Here is a 21,226-nt window from a genome sequence, read left to right as displayed (position 1 = left end):
GAGAACGGCCGACACGTGAAATCCCTCTACCAAACGCCATTAATTTGATGGCACTCGGGAAAGCGGTGCCTTAATGGAGTTGCATAGCAAGTGTCGTGCCGCCCGGCAGACAGAAACGACAAAGGGCCCAACGAGGGCCCTTTGTTTTTTACATCAAAGACTTATCAGCCGAACGGATGACGCAGAACGATGGTTTCGTTGCGGTCCGGCCCCGTCGAAATAATGTCAATCGGCGCACCGACCAACTCTTCGACGCGCTTGATGTAGTTGCGCGCTGCCACAGGCAGTTCTTCCAGGGTCTTGGCACCGACGGTCGATTCGGTCCAGCCTGGCATCTGCTCGTACACCGGCTCCAGGCCGATGTAGCTGTCGGCGTCGGTCGGTGCGTCGATGACAGCGCCGTCCTGGTTCTTGTAGCCCACGCAGATGTTGATGGTTTCCAGGCCGTCCAGCACGTCCAGCTTGGTCAGGCACAGGCCCGAGATGCTGTTGACGTCGATGGCGCGACGCAGGATGACGGCATCGAACCAGCCACAACGGCGGGCACGGCCGGTGGTGGCACCGAATTCGTGGCCACGCTTGGCCAGGAAGGCACCGACGTCGTCGAACAGCTCAGTCGGGAATGGACCCGAACCGACGCGAGTGGTGTAGGCCTTGGTGATACCCAGGATGTAGTCCAGGTACATCGGGCCGAACCCCGAACCGGTGGCGATGCCGCCGGCAGTGGTGTTGGAGCTGGTGACGTACGGGTAGGTACCGTGGTCGATATCCAGCAACGAACCCTGGGCACCCTCGAACATGATGTCCTTGCCGGCGCGACGCAGCTCGTGCAGCTCGGCGGTGACGTCGAGCATCATCGGCTTGAGCAGCTCGGCGTATTCCATGCACTCGTCCAGGGTCTTCTGGAAGTCGATGGCCGGTTCTTTGTAGTAATTGACCAGGACGAAGTTGTGGTAGTCCAGCAACTCACCCAGCTTGGCGGCGAAACGCTCACGGTGGAACAGGTCACCGATGCGCAGGCCACGACGGGCCACCTTGTCTTCGTAGGCCGGGCCGATGCCACGACCGGTGGTGCCGATCTTCAGCTCGCCACGGGCCTTTTCACGGGCCTGGTCCAGCGCCACGTGATAGGACAGGATCAACGGGCAGGACGGGCTGATACGCAGGCGCTCGCGCACCGGTACGCCTTTTTCTTCCAGCTTGATGATTTCCCGCAGCAGGGCATCGGGCGCAACCACCACACCGTTGCCGATCAGGCACTGGACGCCTTCGCGCAGCACGCCCGACGGAATCAGGTGCAGGACGGTTTTTTCACCGTCGATCACCAAGGTGTGGCCTGCGTTGTGGCCACCCTGGTAGCGCACTACGGCGGCAGCATGTTCGGTCAGCAGATCAACGATCTTGCCTTTGCCCTCATCACCCCACTGGGTGCCCAGGACTACGACATTCTTACCCATAACACTTGTCCTCATTCGCGCAAACTTGGTGCCGGCCACGGCCGGCGGGAAAACTCAAGAAGCCAGCGGCAATACTTGCCAAAGCCCGTTCTGCTGAATCAATTGCCGGTCGCAGTCCGCTTCACGGGCGGCGGCCAAAGGCTGCCCAGGCAAGGCCTGGACGACACGCTGACCCTCACTGCGCAACTGACAGACTGCCTGCCAGAGTGCCGCATCCGTACTGTCAGGCATCCAGATACCGCCAGACGGTAGCTCGACTTCAGCACGCCCCAGGGTCACCAGGGTTTTCAAATCGGTAGAGAAGCCGGTCGCCGGACGGGCGCGACCGAAGTCGGCACCGATGTCGTCATAACGGCCGCCCTGGGCAATGGACTGGCCCACGCCCGGCACGAACACGGCGAACACGACGCCGGTGTGATAGTGATAACCGCGCAACTCGCCCAGGTCGAAATACAGCGGCAACTCGGGGAAACGCACCGACAGACGCTCGGCAATCGCCAGCAAATCGTCCAGCGCAGCCAATACCGGCGCCGGCGCATGGGCCAGGCGCTCACGGGCTGCGGCCAATACTTCACGCCCGCCGCACAGGTCCACCAGTGCCCGCAGCATGCCCGACAGATCGGCCGGCAGGCCCTCGGTCAGGCTGATGACTTCGTCGATGGCCTTGCGTTGCAGGGCATCGAACAGCTGTTGCTCCACTTCGCCGGACAAACCGGCCGCACGGGCCAGGCCGCGATAGATGCCGACATGCCCCAGGTCCATGTGGACATCAGGCACGTCAGCCAGTTGCAGCATGGCCAACATCAGGCTGATGACTTCCACGTCGCTGCTCGGGCTGGCATCGCCATACAACTCGGCGCCCAGCTGGATCGGGCTGCGCGAAGATGACAAGGCTCGCGGCTGGGCATGCAGCACGCTGCCGGCGTAGCACAGGCGGCTCGGGCCTTCACGGCGCAGGGTATGGGCGTCGATACGCGCCACTTGCGGCGTGATATCGGCACGAAAGCCCATCTGCCGACCCGACTGTGGGTCGATCACCTTGAAGGTGCGCAGATCCAGGTCCTGACCCGCGCCGGTGAGCAGGGATTCCAGGTACTCGATATGCGGGGTGACGACGAACTCGTAACCCCAGCTCTGGAACAGATCCAACACCTGCCGACGCGCTACTTCGATACGCGCAGCTTCCGGTGGCAGTACTTCTTCGATGCCATCTGGCAGCAGCCAGCGGTCTACCGTTGCCATTACGCCATTCCCCTATGGTCCGGGCGGCCAGCCCTCGGGCAAGCCTTGAGTGAAGCAGAAAATACTTGGCCCACGCGCAAAACACGCGCATGAGCGACGTGACGAACGGCCAGCAATCGGCCTCGCCCAGCACTTTCCTCGAAAAACCTGTCGAGTCGTTCAACCCGACGCCTGCAACCAAAACCACAATCAAACGTGCAGACGCAAAAAAGCCGGGAATTTCCCGGCTGCCGCATCATACACACGTTTTCCCAAAGGATCACCCCGCCCGACGCTTTAGCCGCCGGGCGGAGTGCTTCAGGTCAACGCCGCATCAAGGCTTGGACTTTTCCAGGTAGTGGAAGAAGTCGCTGCTTGGGTCCAGGACCATGACGTCGGATTTGTTCGCGAAGCTTTCACGGTAGGCACGCAGGCTACGGTAGAACGCGTAGAACTCCTGATCCTGGCCATAAGCCTTGGAGTAGATCGCAGCGGCCTGGGCATCGCCATCACCCCGGACCTCTTCCGATTCACGATAGGCTTCGGCCAGCAGTACGCGGCGTTGGCGATCGGCGTCGGCACGGATGCCTTCGGCCAGCTCGTTACCCTTAGCGCGGTGCTCACGGGCTTCACGCTCGCGCTCGGTGCTCATCCGCTCGAACACGCTGCGGTTCACTTCCTTCGGCAGGTCGATGGCCTTGACCCGGACATCGACCACTTCGATACCCAGCTCTTTTTCCGCCATCGTATTCAGCGAACGGGTGATGTCGGCCATGAGCGCATCACGCTCGCCGGATACCACTTCATGCAACGTGCGCTTACCAAACTGGTCACGCAGGCCCGATTCCAGACGACGGGACAGACGCTCGTCGGCGATCTGCTTCAGGCCCGAGGTCGCGGTGTAGAAGCGCTCGGCATCCTTCACGCGCCACTTGGCATAGGCATCCACCATCACGGCTTTCTTTTCCAGCGTCAGGAAGCGTTGCGTCGGCGCATCCAGCGTCATCAGGCGGGCGTCGAACTTGCGCACCTTGTTGACGTACGGCACCTTCACATGCAGCCCCGGCTGGACATCAGCCTGGACCACGCGACCGAATTGCAGCAACACCGCGCGCTCGGTCTGAGCCACGATGTAGAAGCAGTTCCAGGCAGCGATCGCCACGACGACACCGACAATAAGGGCGATCAGCGATTTATTGCTCATCAGCGACTCTCCCTGGTACGTGCTTGCTGTTGTTGCAGGTCCGCCGCCGCACGGGTGCCGACCTCATTACCGGCCGCCGCCGAACTGGCCGGTGGCGTGCTGGTGTTGCGACCGCTCTCGACCATCTTGTCCAGCGGCAGGTACAGCAGATTGCTCTGGCCGTTCTTGTTGCCGGTCACGAGGACCTTGCTGGTGTTGCTGAAGACTTCCTGCATGGTGTCCAGGTACAGACGCTGGCGGGTCACTTCAGGGGCCTTGCGATACTCGGCCACCAGCTTGGTGAAGCGATCGGCCTCACCCTTGGCACGGGAGACCACCTCATCGCGGTAACCGTTGGCATCCTCGATGATGCGCTGGGCCTGGCCACGAGCTTCCGGCACGACGCCGTTGGCATAGGTTTCAGCCTGGTTGCGCGAACGCTGCTCGTCTTCACGGGCACGGATCACGTCGTCGAAGGCTTCCTGGACCTCACGCGGTGCCGCTGCGCTCTGGACGTTGACCTGGGTGACGGTGATACCGGTGCGATAGGTATCGAGGAACCGTTGCAGGCGCTCCTTGATTTCACTGGCCATCAGTTCACGACCTTCGGTCAGCACCTGGTCCATGGCGGTGGAACCCACCACATGGCGCAGGGCACTTTCGGTCGCGTGCTGCAGGCTGGTTTCCGGCTGGTCGACGTTCAGCACGAAGTCCTGCAGGTTGGTGATCTTGTATTGCACGGTCAGCGGCACCTCGACGATATTCTCGTCTTCGGTCAGCATCTGGCCCTGCTTGGTGTACGCCCGCTCACGCGTGACGTTCTCCATGAACTTCTGGTCGATCGGCGGAAAATAGATGTTCAGGCCCGGACCAACCGTCTCGTAGTACTTGCCAAAGCGCAGCACCACGGCTTGCTCCTGCTCGTCCACGACATAGACCGCGCTGTACAGCCAGACAGCCGCCAGCACGACGAGACCGATGCCGAGCAGGCCGAAACCGCCGCCCTTGCCCGAACGACCGCCCCCCTCGTCACCGCGTTTTTTACCACCACCGAACAAACCGTTCAGGCTTTCCTGCAGCTTTCGGAAGGCCTCGTCGAGATCCGGCGGCCCCTTGCGGTCGCCGTTGTTACGACGCTTGCCACCCCAAGGATCCTGATTATTCGAGTTGCCACCCGGCTCATTCCAAGCCATAGCGCTCTCCATCTGATAAAGCAAAGACGCACCCACGGCGCGCCGACCAATGCTACAGAATGCCTGACACCGCTTTCTCAGGCTTTTATTGCAAAGTGTGTTGCTCGATGAATTCCATCGGTTGCAGCCCTTCGCGACTGACCAGTCGGTTGAGCTCCGTCCGAGGCAGGCGAACAGCCAGCAGGCAGACACCTTCTTCGTCGTGTTCTTCTTTTTGCACGGCCCCCAGCTCGAAAAACTGCGCACGCAGCCGGGCGAAACGTTGTGGCAATTTCAGGGTGCCGACAAACAGATCGCTGCCCAACAGTTCGGCCACGGCCTGCTTGAGCAGGTCCAGGCCGGTGCCATCGCGGGCCGACAGCCAGACCCGTTGCGGCTTGCCATCGGCATCGCGCTGGATCTGCGGCTCCACGCCTTCGAGCAAATCGAGTTTGTTGTATACCTCGAGGATCGGCAAGTCCTGGGCTCCGATCTCGCCCAGCACCACCATCACCTGCTCGATCTGCAGCATCCGGTCCGGCTCGGCGGCATCGATCACGTGCAGCAGCAGGTCGGAGTTGCTCGACTCTTCGAGCGTAGCCCGGAAAGCCTCGACCAGTTTATGCGGCAGGTGACGGATAAAGCCCACGGTGTCGGCCAGCACGATCGGCCCGAGGTCGTCCAGGTCGAGCCGGCGCAGGGTCGGGTCGAGTGTGGCGAACAACTGGTCGGCGGCGTAGACGTCGGATTGGGTGACATTGTTGAACAGGGTCGATTTGCCGGCGTTGGTATAGCCCACCAGTGAAACCGTCGGGATATCCGCGCGCTTGCGACCACGTCGCGACTGCTCGCGCTGGCTGCGGACCTTTTCCAGCCGCCCCTTGATCTGGCGCAGGCGAATCCGCAACAGGCGTCGGTCGGTTTCCAGCTGGGTTTCACCCGGGCCGCGCAGGCCGATACCGCCTTTCTGCCGCTCGAGGTGAGTCCAGCCGCGGACCAGCCGCGTACTCATGTGCTCAAGCTGGGCCAGTTCGACCTGAAGCTTGCCTTCATGGGTGCGGGCGCGCTGGGCGAAGATATCGAGGATCAGCCCCGTGCGGTCGATCACGCGACACTCGAAGACACGTTCGAGGTTACGTTCCTGACTGGGCGTGAGGATGTGATTGAAAATCACCAGATCGACCTGCTCGGCCTTGACCAGGTCGCGCAACTCCTCGACCTTGCCACTGCCGATCAGGAACTTGGCGGTTGGCCGATGACGCGGCACGTTGAAAAACGCGACGGTCTCGGCGCCGGCCGAAAGTGCCAATTCCTGAAACTCCTGCGGATCTTCGCGCGCCTCAGGGTCCTGTCCATCCAAGTGAACGAGAATGGCCCGTTCACCACCACCGTGGCGCTCAAAGAACAAAGGAGGCTCCTATCAGGCGTTACCCGGTTCAGCGTCACCGCCTTCGGATTCGGTTGCGCTAGGCAGACGAATTGGACGAACTGGCACCACTGTCGAGATCGCGTGCTTGTAGACCATCTGGCTGACGGTGTTTTTCAGAAGGATGACGAACTGGTCGAAAGACTCGATCGTGCCTTGCAGTTTGATCCCGTTGACCAGATAGATGGACACCCCAACTTTCTCTTTACGTAAAGTGTTCAAGTAAGGGTCTTGTAGCGAATGCCCTTTTGACATGTGCCGCACTCCTTTAAGGATCAATTATAAAAATCGGAATCAGATGGCTTGGGCCGTCACACCCCCAAGGATAGACGGCAATTGCAAGGACTCAGCTCAATATGGAGATGGTCCCGAGGTATTTCAAGGCGCGTGGCAGATTGTCGCAATCGAGACTGTCGAGCCAATGCAGGTCAGTCCAGCTGCGCAGCCAGGTGAACTGGCGTTTCGCCAATTGGCGCGTGGCAATGATCCCACGCTCCCGCATCTCGGCTGACGTCAGCTTGCCGTCCAGGTAATCCCAGACTTGTCGATAACCTACCGCACGTATAGACGGCAACCCGGCATGCAGGTCACTTCGCTCACGCAGGGCTACGACCTCGTCTATGAACCCCTGTTCCAACATTAGTGTGAATCTTTGTTCAATTCGCCGATGCAGCACTTGCCGGTTCGCCGGAGCGATGGCCAGATTCGCGACAGTATAGGGCAATTGTTGCAGTCCCGAAGCGGCTGCTTCAGTACTTTGCGCAGATTGTCGCTGGCGCAGGGCGGTCATGCTCTGGCCGCTGACCCGATAAACCTCCAGGGCCCGACTGAGCCGCTGCGGGTCATTGGGGTGAATACGCGCCGCCGACTGCGGGTCGATGACCGCCAATTGCTCGTGCAGGGCCTGCCAGCCCAGGCGCGCGGCCTCTTCTTCGATCTGCGCGCGCACCTCGGGATCGGCCGCCGGCATGTCCGCCAGCCCGTCGACCAAGGCCTTGTAATACAGCATCGTTCCGCCCACCAGCAGCGGGATCTTGCCCCGTGCGGTGATTTCGGCCATGGCCTGGAGTGCATCGCGCCGGAAATCGGCCGCCGAATAAGCCTCGGCCGGGTCCAGGATGTCGATCAGCCGGTGGGGAAATTCGGCCAGCAGTTCTTTTGACGGCTTGGCGGTGCCGATGTCCATGCCCCGATAGACCAGGGCCGAATCGACACTGATCAACTCGCAGGGCAGGACCTTGGTCAATTCGATAGCCAGGTCGGTCTTGCCGGCGGCGGTCGGCCCCATCAGGAAAATCGCGGGTGGCAACGGGCTCATCAACGACCGCGCAGGAACAGTTTGTCCAGGTCGTCCAGGCCCAGTTGGGTCCAGGTCGGCCGGCCATGGTTGCATTGACCGCTGCGTTCGGTGTTTTCCATGTCCCGCAGCAGACCGTTCATTTCCGGCAGGGCCAGGCGCCGGTTGGCGCGGATCGCGCCGTGGCAGGCCATGGTGCCGAGCAGTTCGTTCAGGTGCGCCTGGATCCGGTCGCTGGTGCCGTACTCCATCAAGTCCGCCAGCACGTCGCTGACCAGGCGATTGGCCTCGGCCTGCTTCAGCAAGGCCGGGATCTGGCGGATCGCCAGGGTTTCCGGGCCCAGGCGCTGCAATTCGAAGCCCAGGCGCTGGAACCAGGCCACATGTTCTTCGGCACAATCGGCTTCGCGTTGGCTGACGGCCAGGGACTCGGGCACCAACAGCGGCTGGCCGCTCAGGCCTTCGCTGGCCATGGCGATTTTCAGCCGCTCGTACATGATCCGCTCATGGGCGGCGTGCATGTCCACCAGCACCAGGCCTTGGGCATTTTCCGAGAGGATATAGATGCCTTTGAGTTGCGCCAGGGCATAGCCCAGCGGCGGGATATCGCCCTGGCCGTCGGGCAGCGCCGCCGCACTGGTTTCCGGCAAAGGCTTGAAGAACTCGCGATAGGCCGCCTGGGCCTCGGCTGCCGGCACGTTGGATTGCGGGCGCGGGGTGTATTGATACTGATAGCCGCTGCCAGCGCCGCTGCCGGCCGTGTTGTAGCTGGGCTGAGGCTGGGGTTGCTCCAGCAGCGCATTGGCCGCCAGGCGCATTTCGCCCTGGGGACCGAACTCACCGGCATCCAGCCCTGTCGGCCGGACCATGCCAGCCACCGCCGCCGGAGCCGCCAACTGATCTTCCGGACGCACATCGCCCAGGGCACGGTGCAGGGTGCCATAGAGGAAATCGTGGACCATGCGCCCGTCACGGAAACGCACCTCATGCTTGGTCGGGTGCACGTTGACGTCCACCACTGCCGGATCGACCTCGAAAAACAGCACGAAAGTCGGATGCCGGCCATTGAACAGCACATCACGATAGGCCTGGCGCACCGCGTGGGCCACCAGCTTGTCGCGCACCGCCCGGCCGTTCACGTAGAAATATTGCAGGTCCGCCTGGCTGCGGGAGAACGTTGGCAAGCCGACCCACCCCCACAGGTGCAAGCCGTTGCGCTCCACCTCGATGGGCAAGGCCTGCTCCAGGAACCCCGCACCGCACACCGCGCCCACGCGCCGGGCGCGGGCGGCATCGTCGTGGGCCTCGTGCAGGCTGAGGATGGTCTTGCCGTTGTGGCGCAAATGGAACGCCACGTCAAAACGCGCCAGGGCCAGGCGCTTGATGACTTCTTGCAGGTGATCGAATTCAGTCTTCTCGGCCTTGAGAAACTTGCGTCGGGCCGGGGTGTTGAAGAACAAGTCGCGCACTTCCACCGAAGTGCCCACCGGATGGGCCGCGGGCTGGACGCGAGATGCCATGTCGCGGCCTTCGGTCTCGACCTGCCAGGCCTGCTCGGCATCGCGGGTGCGGGAGGTGAGGGTCAGGCGCGACACCGAACTGATGGACGCCAGCGCCTCGCCCCGGAAGCCCAGGCTCATGACCCGCTCGAGGTCTTCCAGGTCGCGGATCTTGCTGGTGGCATGACGCGCCAGGGCCAGCGGCAGGTCGTCAGAGGGAATTCCGCCACCGTCATCGCGCACCCGCAGCAGCTTGACGCCGCCCTGCTCGACATCCACATCGATGCGCCGGGCCCCGGAGTCGAGGCTGTTCTCCAGCAGTTCCTTGATGACCGACGCCGGACGCTCGACCACTTCACCGGCGGCGATCTGGTTCGCCAGCCGAGGGCTGAGCAGTTCGATGCGGGCGGTGTTGCCGATCACTTCGTCACTCATTGCTTGGCCGCCACTTCATTGCCCGGAATGGTCAGGGTCTGGCCAATCTTGAGCTCATCGCTCTTGAGATTGTTGGCGCTGCGCAAGGTGGCGGGCGACACCTGGTAGCGCACGGCAATCATCGCCAGGGTTTCGCCCGGGTTGACGCGGTGATCCCGCGGCCCCTGGGCGATCTTGCCGGAGTCCCGCAGCCAGGCGATGTAGGTGCCCGGCGGTGGGTTCTGCTGGAAGAACTGCCGTACGCCGCTGCTGATGGAGCGGGCCAGGGCCTGCTGATGGCTCGACGTCGACAGTTTCGAGGCTTCGTTGGCGTTGGAAATGAACCCGGTTTCCACCAGGATCGACGGGATGTCCGGCGACTTGAGCACCATGAACCCGGCCTGTTCGACGCGCTGCTTGTGCAGCGGCGTGACGCGACCGATGTTGCTCAAGACCTTCTGGCCGACGTTCAGGCTGGAGGTCAACGAGGCGGTCATCGACAAGTCGAGCAGGACGCCGGCGAGCATCCGGTCCTTGTCGTCGAGGCTGACGTTGCCGGCACCGCCGATCAGGTCCGAGCGGTTTTCAGTGTCGGCCAGCCAACGGGCGGTCTCGGACGTCGCGCCACGGTCGGACAGAGCAAACACCGAGGCCCCGAACGCTGCCGCCGAAGGCGCGGCGTCGGCGTGAATGGAGACGAACAGGTCGGCGCCTTTCTTGCGGGCGATTTCGGTGCGTCCGCGCAAGGGAATGAAATAGTCGCCGGTGCGGGTCAGTTCGGCGCGGAAGCCTTTCATGCCGTTGACCTGGCGCTGCAATTCACGGGCGATGGACAGCACCACGTCTTTTTCACGTTGCCCGCGCGAGCCCGAGGCGCCCGGGTCTTCGCCACCATGACCGGCGTCGATCACCACGATGATGTCGCGCTTGCCGGCCGGGGCCGGTGGCAGTTTGAGCGCAGGCTCGGTCGGGGTCACCGGCACCGCTGGCACCGTGGCCACATTGGTTGGCGGCGGTGGCGGTGGCTCGGCATCGGCCGGGTTGTCGAACAGGTCCACCACCAGCCGGTTGCCGTACTGGGCGTTGGGGGCCAGGGTGAAGCTCTTCGGGGTCACGGCTTTTTTCAGGTCGATGACCACCCGCAGGTCGGTCGGCGTACGCTGGGCCGAACGCATGGCGGTGATCGGCGTGTTGGCGGTAGCGACATTCAGCGGCGCCCCCAGGGTCGCGCCGTTGATGTCGATCACCAGGCGATCCGGGGCGGTCAGGGTGAATACGCTGTGCTGCACCGGCCCCGTCAGGTCAAACACCAGCCGAGTGTTGTCCGGCGCCCGCCAGAGGCGAACGCTGTTGACCTTTGTCTCGGCCACAGCATCGACGGCCAGTGCCGTAAGCAACAGTCCTACGACAGCAACCACCGCGCGAAAGCGCATACCAAACCCCATCATCAATTAGTTTTCCAATGCCAAAGCGGCACACCACGACTCACCACGGGAGCCTTGCGGCGTCAGTTTCAGCGAACGCCCGCCGTTCTGCGCGCCAATGGTAATGGTCAGGTCGGGCTTTGGCAAAAAGCCTGCACCCTTCTGGGGCCATTCGATCAGGCACAAGGCGTCATCTTCGAAATAATCGCGGATACCGAGGAATTCCAGCTCCTCGGGATCCACCAATCGATACAGGTCGAAATGGAAGGCGCGAATGTTGCCGATCTCATAGGGCTCGACCAGGGTGAACGTCGGGCTCTTGACTGAACCGACGTGCCCGAGGCCGCGAATGATGCCACGGGACAAGGTGGTTTTCCCCGCGCCGAGGTCGCCTTCGAGAAAAATCAGGCCGTGGCCGGCGGTGATCTGCGCGATGCGGGCGCCAAATTGTGTCATGGCTTGTTCGTCCGCCACGTACAGGGTTACTTCAGACACGGTGAATGCTCCTCCAACAACTGACGAATGGCCGGGATCAGATCGGTCGCCGCCAATCCCCGGCCCGAGCGACCGACCTGGGCACCGGCACTGGCATGCAGCCAGACCGCCAGGCACGCGGCCTCGAAGCCTTCCATGCCCTGGGCCAGCAAGGCCCCGACCACACCGGCCAGCACATCCCCCAGACCGGCGGTGGCCATGGCCGGATGGCCCTGGCAGCAAACCGCCAGGCGACCGTCCGGGCTGGCAATCAGGCTGCCGGCGCCCTTGAGGATCACCGTGGCGCTGTATTTCTGGCTCAAGGCATGGGCCGCCGCCGGGCGTTCGGCCTGCACCTGGGCGGTGGATATCTCCAACAGGCGCGCCGCCTCGCCCGGGTGCGGGGTGATGACGCACTGCTCAGGCAAACGGACATCGCCGCTGCTCAGCAGGTTCAGTGCATCGGCATCCCATACTTGCGGCAGTGGCGCATTGGCCGCCGTCGACAGCAGGCTGCGCCCCCAGGCCGCCTGGCCCAGGCCCGGCCCGACCACCAGCACGCTGGCCTGTTGGAGCAAGCCCATCAATTGGTTCGCCGAATGGGTGCCCTGCACCATCACTTCCGGTAAACGCATCAGCGCGGCGGACACATGCTCACTGCGGGTCGCCAGCGAAACCATGCCCGCACCGCAGCGCAGGGCGCTTTCGGCACTCATCTGGATAGCGCCGCCGAAGCCGCGGTCGCCGCCAATCAACAACACATGACCAAACTTGCCCTTGTGGGAAGTGGCGGCACGAGGTGACAGACGAGGCAGATTGTGGGGCAGGAGCAATCGGGCACAGACTGGTGCCGTTTCAACGATATCCGGGTCGGCGTGCAGGTCATTGAACACCAGCTCACCGACCCGGTCCGCCGCCTCGCCAGTGAACAACCCCAGTTTCAAGCCAATGAAGGTCACGGTCAGGTCGGCCGCCACCGCCGTGCCCAGCACCCGGCCGGTGTCGGCGCACAACCCCGAAGGGATATCCACCGCCGCGACCGGCAGGCCGCTGACGTTGATCGTATCGATGGCCTGCACATAAGGCTCGCGCACATCGCCATTCAGGCCGGTGCCGAGCAGCGCGTCCAGCAACACGCCGCGCAACTCGGCCTCATCCGACCACGGCTCCATCGGCACGCCCACCGCCACGGCCTCGGCATGGGCATTGGCGGCGTCCCCCTGCAATCGCCGGGGCTCGCCCACCGTCAGCACCCGCACCGACCAGCCGGCGCGCCGGGCCAGGGTCGCGACCAGGTAGCCATCGCCGGCATTGTTGCCATGGCCAGCCAACACGGTCAGCTCGCGTGCGTCAGGCCAGCGTCGGACGATCGCTCGCCAGGTGGCGCGGGCAGCACGCTGCATCAATTCGAAACCGGCGGTGCCTGCCGCGATCAGTTGAGCATCGAGGGCCCGGACCTGCGCGGCGCTGTACAGCGCGTCGGGAAAATCATCTTTAGTGTGCGGCATGCGTCTTCGGGCTCCGATGTCTGGCAGAATTATACGCATCTCAGCTCCGGTTTCTCTCGCCTCATGCCTGCCATTCCCACAGACCTCCCCGCCCTCGCCCAATCCATCAAGGAATGGGGCCGCGAGCTGGGTTTCCAGCAAGTCGGCATCAGCGGCCTGGACCTGGCCGAGCATGAACAACACCTGCAACGCTGGCTCGAAGCCGGCTACCACGGCGAAATGGACTATATGGGCGCCCATGGCAGCAAACGCTCGCACCCCGAGGAACTGGTGCCGGGCACGCTGCGGGTGGTTTCCCTGCGCATGGATTACTTGCCGGGCGATACGCAAATGGCGCAATTGCTCGGCCAACCGGAAAAAGCCTACGTCTCGCGTTATGCGTTGGGCCGCGATTACCACAAATTGATCCGTAAACGCGTGCAGCAATTGGCGGAAAAAATTCAGGCGGTCATCGGTCCCTTTGGCTACCGCGCCTTTGTCGACAGCGCACCGGTGCTGGAAAAAGCCATCGCCGAACAGGCCGGCCTGGGCTGGATCGGTAAAAACACCCTGGTGTTGAACCGCAAGGCCGGCAGCTATTTTTTCCTGAGCGAGCTGTTTGTCGACCTGCCGCTGCCCGTCGACCCGCCCCACGGCACCGAACATTGTGGAAAATGCACCGCATGCCTGGACATCTGTCCTACGAATGCCTTCGTCGGCCCTTACGTGCTCGATGCTCGCCGTTGTATTTCCTACCTGACCATCGAGCTGAAAAGCGCCATTCCTGAAGAGCTGCGGCCACTGATCGGCAACCGGGTGTTCGGCTGTGACGACTGCCAGATCGTCTGCCCTTGGAACCGCTTTGCCCGCCCCTCCGGGGAAAGCGACTTCAAGCCGCGGCACAACCTGGACAATGCCGGGCTGGCCGAGCTGTTCATGTGGGACGAAGAGAAATTCCTCAGCAGCACCGAGGGTTCACCGTTGCGCCGTGCCGGTTACGAGCGCTGGCTGCGCAACCTGGCGGTGGGCCTGGGCAATGCGCCGTCAACCATTCCCGTGCTGCAAGCGCTGGAGGCGCGGCGCGACTATCCCTCGGAACTGGTACGCGAGCACGTGGCGTGGGCGTTGCGCCAACATGCCGAGCGTCAGACCTCGTCGTTGTAGACGAACTTCGGCATTTCCCAGTGAAAGCGAATCGCCAGGAGCCGCAGCAGGAAACCGCCGAACAAGGTGATGAGGATCGCCTGCTCGTTCGGCAATTGCAGGAAGACACACAGCAGATAACACCACGCCGCGGCAAACGAGACGCTGGCGTAGAGTTCGCGACGGAAGATCAGCGGAATATCGTTGCAGAAGATGTCCCGGAGGATGCCACCGAACACCCCGGTGATCACCCCACTGACCGACGCCACCAGCATGCCATGGCCCATTTCCAGGGCCGTCATGCAGCCGATCAGGGTAAACGCCACCAGGCCCACGGCGTCGAGCACCAGGAATAGCGAGCGCAAGTGGCGCATCCAGCGCGCCAGGAACACCGTCAGCATCGCCGCCGCGGTGGTCAGCACCAAGTACTCAGGGTGCTTGACCCAGGTGAGCGGGTAATGACCGAGCAACACATCGCGCACCGAGCCGCCCCCCAACGCCGTGACACAGGCAATCAGCACCACGCCAAACCAGTCCATGCCCCGCCTTCCGGCGGACAAGGCGCCGGTCATGGCTTCGGCGGTGATGGCGATCAGATAAAGCATCAGCAACATTGATGACGATCCTTGCAGGAGAACAAGCCCGTAGGAGCTGCCGAGCAAAGCGAGGCTGCGATCTTTTCCCAGCCAATTGAGCCGCAAGCGAACGCTCAGCGGATCTACATCAAAAGATCGCAGCCTTCGGCAGCTCCTACATGGGACAGGCTTCAGAACTTGATGAAATGCTTGCGGTAATGCTGCAACTCGGCGATGGACTCGCGGATGTCGTCCAGGGCCAGGTGGGTGCTGCCCTTCTGGAAACTGTCGCGCACTTCTGGTGCCCAGCGGGCGGCCAGCTCCTTGAGGGTGGAGACGTCCAGGTTGCGGTAGTGGAAGTAGCTTTCCAGGGATTTCATGTGGGTATAGAGGAAGCGACGATCCTGGCAGATGCTGTTGCCGCAGATCGGCGACTTGCCCTTGGGCACCCATTGTTCCAGGAAAGCGAGGGTCTGGGCCTCGGCCTCGGCCATGCTGATCCTGCTCTCGCGCACCCGCTGGGTCAGGCCCGAGCCGCCGTGCTGGCGGGTGTTCCATTCGTCCATGCCGGCCAGGACTTCGTCGCTGTGGTGGATCGCGATCACCGGGCCTTCGGCCAGGGTGTTGAGGTCGCTGTCGGTGACGATGGTGGCCATTTCGATGATGACGTCGGTGTCAGGGTTCAGACCGGTCATTTCCAGGTCGATCCAGATCAGGTTCTGCGGGTTTTGCATAGGGAAGCTCCTCGGCGTAGCCACGCAGTTTAGCTTAGGCAGGCCCTTGGGCGTGCTAAACTCGCCGCCGTTTTACCCTATTCGCTGCATTTCTTCATACGGAACACCCATGGCCAAACGCCAACTCAATCGTCGTCAGAACTGGCGCATCGAAAAGATCCAGGGCGAGCGCGCCGCCCGCGCCGCCAAACGCGAATCCAGTGCTGTCGAAGCCCTGGAGGGTGGCGACCTGGGCCCTGAACAGACCGGCCTGGTGATCGCCCACTTCGGCGTGCAGGTCGAGGTCGAGGCCCTGGAAGGCGAACTGGCCGGCCAGGTGTTCCGCTGCCACTTGCGCGCCAACCTGCCGGCGCTGGTGACGGGCGACCAGGTGGTCTGGCGGGCCGGCAACCAAGGCATCGGCGTGATCGTCGCGCAGTTGCCGCGCCATACCGAGCTGTGCCGGCCGGACAGCCGAGGCCAGCTCAAGCCCGTGGCCGCCAACGTCGACATGATCGTCATTGTGTTCGCTCCGTTGCCCGAGCCTCACGCCAACCTGATCGACCGTTACCTGGTGGCCGCCGAACACGCGGGTATCCGCCCGTTGTTGCTGCTCAACAAGTTCGACCTGATCGACGAACACAACGCCCCGGCGCTGAACGCCCTGCTGGCGGTCTATCGGGATCTGGGTTACCCGGTACTGGAAGTCTCGGCCCATCACGGCAACGGCATGGAGCAGTTGCAACAGCAGCTGGACGGGCGCATCAGTGTGTTCGTCGGCCAGTCTGGCGTGGGCAAGTCTTCCCTGGTCAACAGCCTGCTGCCGGACGTCGAGACGCGCGTCGGGCCGTTGTCCGAGCTGTCCGGCCAGGGCACCCACACCACCACCACCGCGCGGCTGTTCCACTTCCCTGGCGGCGGTGAATTGATCGACTCGCCGGGTATCCGCGAATTCGGCCTGGGCCACGTCAGCCGGGCCGATGTCGAAGCCGGGTTCATCGAGTTCAACGAGCTGATCGGCACCTGCCGCTTCCGCGACTGCAAGCACGACCGCGAACCCGGTTGCGCCCTGCTCAAGGCCCTGGAAGAAGGTCGCGTGCATCAGCAACGGATGAACAGCTACCGCTCGATCATCGCCAGCCTGCCGGAAAACGGTTACTGACAACGAGTTACCAGCAATTGCGCAGGAATGTAGGAGCTGACGAGTGCAACGAGGCTGCGATCTTTCCCCTGACACTTGAATCTCAAGCGAAAGATCGCAGCCTTCGGCAGCTCCTACCCCGGCGGCGCGGCCGGCTTGGGCGCGGCATCGTCGAACAGGTTCAGCCGCTCGCGCAGCTCATGGGCCGGTACGGGTTGCTTGTCCGCCGGCAACGCATTCGGATCGACCGCCGCGCCAGGTGTGGAGGTCGGAGCAGGCGCTTCACCCGGCGCACCCTCGCCCGGCACCGGATCGGGTGCCGGATCGTCGGTTTGCGAACCCTCGATGGCTTTCTGCGCCTTCTTGGTCAATACCACGATATCGATACGCCGGTTGACCGGGTTGAACGGGTCCTTGCGGTCGAACAGCGCCGAAGACGCATAACCGACCACCCGCGCCACCTGCTCGTCCGGATAGCTGCCGGCCACCAGGGCGCGACGGGCCGCGTTGGCGCGGTTGGCGGACAGCTCCCAGTTACCGTAGTCACCCTTGCCAATGTAGGGTTTGGCATCGGTATGACCACTGATGCTGATCTTGTTCGGCACCGCCTTGATGGTGTCGGCCATGGCCAACAGGATGTCCTCGAAATACGGCTTCAGGCGCGCGCTGCCGGAATCGAACATCGGCCGGTTCTCGGCGTCCATGATCTGGATGCGCAAGCCGTTCGGGGTGATTTCGAACAGGATCTGGTCCTTGAATTTCTGCAGTTGCGGGTTCTCTTCGACCTTGTTCTGCAGTTCCTGCAACAGCAGTTCCAGGCGCTCGCGCTCGACCTGTTCGGCCATGCCTTCGACCTGCTCGGAATCCACCGTCACCTTGTCAGGCTGGGGCTGGGACTTGACCTCGGGGTTGAGGGTGTTTTCCGGGGCCAGGGTCGGCGAGCCGCCCAGGTCGATGATGTAGGGCGTGCCACTTTCGGAAAAGCCGACCGGGTCCTTGAAGTAACCGGCGATGGCGATCTTCTGCTCCGGGGTCGCCGTGGACAGCAACCACAGCACCAGGAAGAAAGCCATCATCGCCGTGGCGAAGTCGGCAAAGGCAATTTTCCAGGCACCGCCATGGTGCCCGCCGGCAATGCGCTTGACGCGCTTGACGATGATCGGCTGGTTATTTTCCATGATTTAGCGACCGCGAACCGCTTGTTCCAGCTCGGCGAAGCTTGGACGGTGTGCCGGGTACAGGACCTTGCGACCGAACTCTACCGCCAATGATGGCGGCATGCCCGAGGCCGAGGCCACCAGGGACGCCTTGATGGCTTCATAGACATTGAGTTCTTCCTTGGCATCGTGGGCCAGGCAGTGGGCCAGCGGGCCGAAGAAACCATACGCCGCCAAAATACCGAAGAAGGTACCCACCAATGCCGCCCCCACGTGCAGGCCGATGGACTTCTGGTCACCGTCGCCCAGGGACGCCATGGTCACCACGATACCCAATACCGCCGCGACGATACCGAAACCAGGCATGGCATCCGCGATGCCATTGACCGCGTGAGACGGGTGCTCCAGGTCTTCCTTGAGGCTGTACAGCTCCATGTCGAACAGGCCTTCGAGCTCATGGGGCGCCATGTTGCCGGACGACATGATGCGCAGGTAATCACAGATGAACGCCGTCATCCGGGCGTCCTTGAGCACGGCCGGGTACTTGGCGAAAATCGGGCTGGCGGCGGCGTCTTCGATGTCGCCTTCGATCGCCATCATGCCTTCGCGGCGGCTCTTGTTGAGGATCTCGTAGATCAGCCCCAGCACCTCGAGGTAGAAGGTGTGGCTAAAGCGCGAACTGAACATGCCCAGGGATTTCTTGAGCACGTGCATCGTCATATAGCCAGGGTTGGCCTGCAGGAATGCGCCGAGGGCCGCGCCACCGATGATCATGACCTCGAAAGGTTGGATCAGGGCGGCAATCTTGCCATGGGAGAGCACGTATCCGCCGAGTACGCTCGCGAACACGACAATGATGCCGATAATTTTAGCCATAGATAGAAAGTACTTATTTAAGTCGGGTTCAAGGTCATATTCGGAAGCTGAAAAATCTCTTCTTCTACTTATCGGCAAAACTGCGCCAGACTATAGGCTGTTCTGGCGAAAAGCCAATTTGCCCCGTTCCGGGCGTAGAGAATTCATACGATGATCACGTCCAGCCATGACTAACGAAACCAAGGTTCCAACGCCCCGACCGACCACCCTCGAAGGTTGGGTGAAGCTGCTCAAAGGCGTGCATCTGCCGGTGCCCCAGGCCAGCCACGACCTGGTCTGCAAGGCCCTCGCCGACAGCCGCCGCTCATTGCGCGACATCGCCGACCTGATGCAGGACAGCCCCGCCCTGGCCCTGAGCGTTATCCGCGAGGCCAACCATCACACCCATGGCAGCCTTGCAGAACCTGCGGAAAACCTCGAAGTGGCCATCAACCGCCTCGGCCTCAAGCGTACCGAGGAACTGCTCGCCCGCCTGCCGTCGTTGCCGGAGCATGAAATACCCATCGCCTTGCGCCAGTTGCAATTGATCAGCCAGCACGCCACGCAACAGGCCAATGGTTTTTTTGCCAGCCGCCTGGCGCGGCTGTGGCAAGACATACACTGGGGCAGCCTGTTGTTCCTGTCGCCGCTCTGGCCCCTGGCCCTGACCCATCCACGACTGCTCGGGGAATGGGAACTGCGGGTCGTCCATAAAGGCGAGCCCGCGCCCAAGGTAGAGCGCGAACTGTTCGGCGTCAGCCTGCTGGAAATCTGCCTGGGGCTGGTGGAAACCTGGCGCTTGCCCATCTGGGTGGCGCAAGGTTATCGCCTGCTGCTCAATGAACGCCGCGAGCTGGTGAAAGTCTTGCGCATCGCCCGGGACAGCGAACACCCCCTGCGCCAGCAGAATCGCCTGGACGACGACCCGATCCTGCGACGCTGGCTCAACCAGCCGGCCAACACCGTATTGCTGGCCAACGGCCTGGCACTTGCCGCACAACAGGCCTGGGACAGCCCCGCTATCACCCGCTGGCAGTACCTCACCAGTTTGTATCTGCAGATGTCTATGGACGAGGTCCAGCAACAGTTGCACCAACAAGCGGCCAATAGCGCCCATCATCACGCCATGCCGGACCTCTGGCACCCGGCCGTGGCGCTGATCTGGCCTTCGGGCAGCCGTCGCATCCACCCCGGCTTGCTGCCCGCCGCCCCACCCAGCGCCCAAGACCTGGGCCAGTGGCGCAAGCAATGCTCCGCCATGCTGGTGGAGCCGAGCCCCTTTCGCAATGCCATGCACCTGACCACCTCGGCACGGGACGTCCTGGTGGCCTGTGGCATGCGCCGAGTGATGATCCTGATGGCCGACCGCAGCCAGATCAGCATGCGCGTACACCAGACTGCCGGCCTGCCCAAGGAAGCCGCAGCCATGAGCTTTACCATCAGCCAGAGCAAAATATTGCAACGGTTACTGGCCCAGCAGGCCCAGGTTCGCCTGAACCCGGACAACAACGCGCAGTTTTCGGCACTACTGCCGCCGGGCCTGCGCAGCCTGTTCCGGGGTGAGCACCTGCTGTTGCGCTCACTGACCTGCAACGGCCGGGTGATCATGCTGGTGGCGGTGGACCAGGGCGGCGGGCCGTTCTCGGATATCACCGTGCAAGCCTTTGGCAAAACCGTGCAATGCATCGAAAGGGCCCTGCATACCTTTACCAACCGCGGTCGCTGAACTTGCTACAATCCTTTCCCTTTGCGCCCCTGGAGACCTCACATGCCTGACTTCTCTGGCTTGCCGCTGGTGATCGAGCCGAGCGAACTGCTGCCGCGCCTCGACGCCCGCGAACTGATTCTGGTGGACCTGACCAGCGCCGCGCGCTACAGCACCGGGCACATCCCCGGTGCACGTTTCGTCGACCCCAAGCGCACCCAGCTCGGCCAACCGCCGGCACCGGGCCTGCTGCCGGCCAAAACCGACCTGGAAACCCTGTTCGGCGAGCTTGGGCATCACCCGGACGCGGTCTACGTGGTCTACGACGACGAAGGCGGCGGCTGGGCCGGGCGCTTTATCTGGCTGCTGGACGTGATCGGCCACTCGAACTATCACTACCTCGACGGCGGCCTGCTGTCCTGGCTGGACGAAGGCCTGCCAGTGTCCGTCGATGTTCCGGCACCGGTTGCCGGCCCGGTGCCCCTGACGTTGCACGATGCCCCCACCGCCACCCGCGAATACCTGCAAAGCCGCCTCGGTGCCGCCGACCTGGCCATCTGGGATGCGCGTGGCCCGCTGGAATACTCCGGCGAGAAAGTCGTCGCGGCCCGGGGCGGACATATTCCAGGGGCGGTCAATTTCGAATGGACCGCCGGCATGGACCCGGCGCGCAACCTGCGCATTCGCAAGGATATGCCGCAGATCCTCGAACGATTGGGCATCACGCCCGACAAAGAAATCATCACCCACTGCCAGACTCACCACCGCTCTGGCTTCACCTACCTGGTGGCCAAGGCGCTCGGTTATCCACGAGTCAAAGGCTATGCCGGTTCCTGGGGCGAATGGGGCAACCATCCCGACACGCCCATCGAGCTTTGAAGGT

General features: G+C 62.8%; 19 protein-coding genes. 4 read left to right on the top strand and 15 right to left on the bottom strand.

What is annotated here, in order from left to right:
• Window positions 1-164: 164 nt before the first annotated feature.
• From BLU85_RS21390 to BLU85_RS21340, 11 genes are all read right to left on the bottom strand, one after another.
• Window positions 165-1,457 (bottom strand): adenylosuccinate synthase, encoded by a 1,293-nt coding sequence (locus BLU85_RS21390; RefSeq protein ID WP_039592540.1) that lies wholly within the window; start codon window positions 1,455-1,457, stop codon window positions 165-167.
• Window positions 1,458-1,511: 54 nt separating this feature from the next.
• Window positions 1,512-2,699 carry an ATP phosphoribosyltransferase regulatory subunit gene (locus BLU85_RS21385; protein WP_046065549.1) on the bottom strand — a complete coding sequence of 396 codons (1,188 nt, stop codon included), beginning with the start codon at window positions 2,697-2,699 and terminating at the stop codon, window positions 1,512-1,514.
• 313 nt (window positions 2,700-3,012) lie between these two features.
• The gene (hflC, locus tag BLU85_RS21380) at window positions 3,013-3,882 is read right to left on the bottom strand and encodes a protease modulator HflC (protein ID WP_060739420.1); all 870 of its coding nucleotides are present in this window, start codon (window positions 3,880-3,882) and stop codon (window positions 3,013-3,015) included.
• Window positions 3,882-5,054, bottom strand: a complete 1,173-nt coding sequence (gene hflK, locus BLU85_RS21375) for an FtsH protease activity modulator HflK (RefSeq protein WP_092205360.1) — start codon at window positions 5,052-5,054, stop codon at window positions 3,882-3,884. Before hflK ends, hflC begins: the two co-directional genes overlap by 1 nt.
• A gap of 85 nt (window positions 5,055-5,139) precedes the next feature.
• A complete protein-coding gene (hflX, locus tag BLU85_RS21370; protein ID WP_092205359.1) occupies window positions 5,140-6,441 on the bottom strand; it encodes a ribosome rescue GTPase HflX in 1,302 nt (433 codons plus the stop codon).
• 12 nt (window positions 6,442-6,453) lie between these two features.
• Window positions 6,454-6,714, bottom strand: a complete 261-nt coding sequence (gene hfq, locus BLU85_RS21365; protein WP_003186419.1) for an RNA chaperone Hfq — start codon at window positions 6,712-6,714, stop codon at window positions 6,454-6,456.
• Between the two features lie 91 nt (window positions 6,715-6,805).
• Entirely contained in the window at window positions 6,806-7,777 is a 972-nt protein-coding gene (gene miaA / locus BLU85_RS21360) for a tRNA (adenosine(37)-N6)-dimethylallyltransferase MiaA (protein ID WP_092205358.1), read from the bottom strand.
• Window positions 7,777-9,690, bottom strand: coding sequence for a DNA mismatch repair endonuclease MutL (mutL, locus tag BLU85_RS21355; RefSeq protein ID WP_092205357.1), 1,914 nt, complete (start codon window positions 9,688-9,690; stop codon window positions 7,777-7,779). Before mutL ends, miaA begins: the two co-directional genes overlap by 1 nt.
• On the bottom strand, window positions 9,687-11,117 hold the full coding sequence (locus BLU85_RS21350) for an N-acetylmuramoyl-L-alanine amidase (protein ID WP_092176170.1): 1,431 nt from the start codon (window positions 11,115-11,117) through the stop codon (window positions 9,687-9,689). Before BLU85_RS21350 ends, mutL begins: the two co-directional genes overlap by 4 nt.
• A 3-nt stretch (window positions 11,118-11,120) precedes the next feature.
• Window positions 11,121-11,588 carry a tRNA (adenosine(37)-N6)-threonylcarbamoyltransferase complex ATPase subunit type 1 TsaE gene (gene tsaE, locus BLU85_RS21345; RefSeq protein ID WP_092205356.1) on the bottom strand — a complete coding sequence of 156 codons (468 nt, stop codon included), beginning with the start codon at window positions 11,586-11,588 and terminating at the stop codon, window positions 11,121-11,123.
• Window positions 11,576-13,075: an NAD(P)H-hydrate dehydratase gene (locus BLU85_RS21340; RefSeq protein WP_092205355.1), complete on the bottom strand. Its 1,500-nt coding sequence runs from the start codon at window positions 13,073-13,075 to the stop codon at window positions 11,576-11,578. Before BLU85_RS21340 ends, tsaE begins: the two co-directional genes overlap by 13 nt.
• Window positions 13,076-13,138: 63 nt before the next feature.
• Here BLU85_RS21340 and queG point away from each other — a divergent pair, with 63 nt between their 5' ends.
• Window positions 13,139-14,218: a tRNA epoxyqueuosine(34) reductase QueG gene (gene queG / locus BLU85_RS21335; protein WP_092205354.1), complete on the top strand. Its 1,080-nt coding sequence runs from the start codon at window positions 13,139-13,141 to the stop codon at window positions 14,216-14,218.
• On the opposite strand, the gene BLU85_RS21330 is transcribed toward queG, so the two are convergent.
• Entirely contained in the window at window positions 14,200-14,811 is a 612-nt protein-coding gene (locus tag BLU85_RS21330; RefSeq protein ID WP_030140169.1) for a trimeric intracellular cation channel family protein, read from the bottom strand. The genes queG and BLU85_RS21330 overlap by 19 nt on opposite strands.
• A 152-nt stretch (window positions 14,812-14,963) precedes the next feature.
• Window positions 14,964-15,506: an oligoribonuclease gene (gene orn, locus BLU85_RS21325; protein ID WP_092205353.1), complete on the bottom strand. Its 543-nt coding sequence runs from the start codon at window positions 15,504-15,506 to the stop codon at window positions 14,964-14,966.
• 109 nt (window positions 15,507-15,615) lie between these two features.
• Here orn and rsgA point away from each other — a divergent pair, with 109 nt between their 5' ends.
• Entirely contained in the window at window positions 15,616-16,647 is a 1,032-nt protein-coding gene (gene rsgA / locus BLU85_RS21320; RefSeq protein WP_092205352.1) for a small ribosomal subunit biogenesis GTPase RsgA, read from the top strand.
• Between the two features lie 113 nt (window positions 16,648-16,760).
• On the opposite strand, the gene motB is transcribed toward rsgA, so the two are convergent.
• Window positions 16,761-17,804 carry a flagellar motor protein MotB gene (motB, locus tag BLU85_RS21315; protein ID WP_092205351.1) on the bottom strand — a complete coding sequence of 348 codons (1,044 nt, stop codon included), beginning with the start codon at window positions 17,802-17,804 and terminating at the stop codon, window positions 16,761-16,763.
• Window positions 17,805-17,807: 3 nt separating this feature from the next.
• Window positions 17,808-18,659: a flagellar motor stator protein MotA gene (gene motA / locus BLU85_RS21310; protein ID WP_092205350.1), complete on the bottom strand. Its 852-nt coding sequence runs from the start codon at window positions 18,657-18,659 to the stop codon at window positions 17,808-17,810.
• Between the two features lie 166 nt (window positions 18,660-18,825).
• Between motA and BLU85_RS21305 the strand changes: the two genes are divergently transcribed.
• Window positions 18,826-20,364 carry an HDOD domain-containing protein gene (locus BLU85_RS21305; protein ID WP_092205349.1) on the top strand — a complete coding sequence of 513 codons (1,539 nt, stop codon included), beginning with the start codon at window positions 18,826-18,828 and terminating at the stop codon, window positions 20,362-20,364.
• 42 nt (window positions 20,365-20,406) lie between these two features.
• A complete protein-coding gene (locus tag BLU85_RS21300) occupies window positions 20,407-21,222 on the top strand; it encodes a rhodanese-like domain-containing protein (protein ID WP_092205348.1) in 816 nt (271 codons plus the stop codon).
• The last annotated feature ends 4 nt before the right edge of the window (window positions 21,223-21,226 follow it).

Source organism: Pseudomonas sp. NFACC14 (genome assembly GCF_900106885.1).
Classification (GTDB): Bacteria; Pseudomonadota; Gammaproteobacteria; order Pseudomonadales; family Pseudomonadaceae; genus Aquipseudomonas; species Aquipseudomonas fluorescens_AA.
The sequence above is the reverse complement of the archived record's forward strand: the minus strand, read 5'-3'. Positions and strand labels throughout refer to the sequence as shown.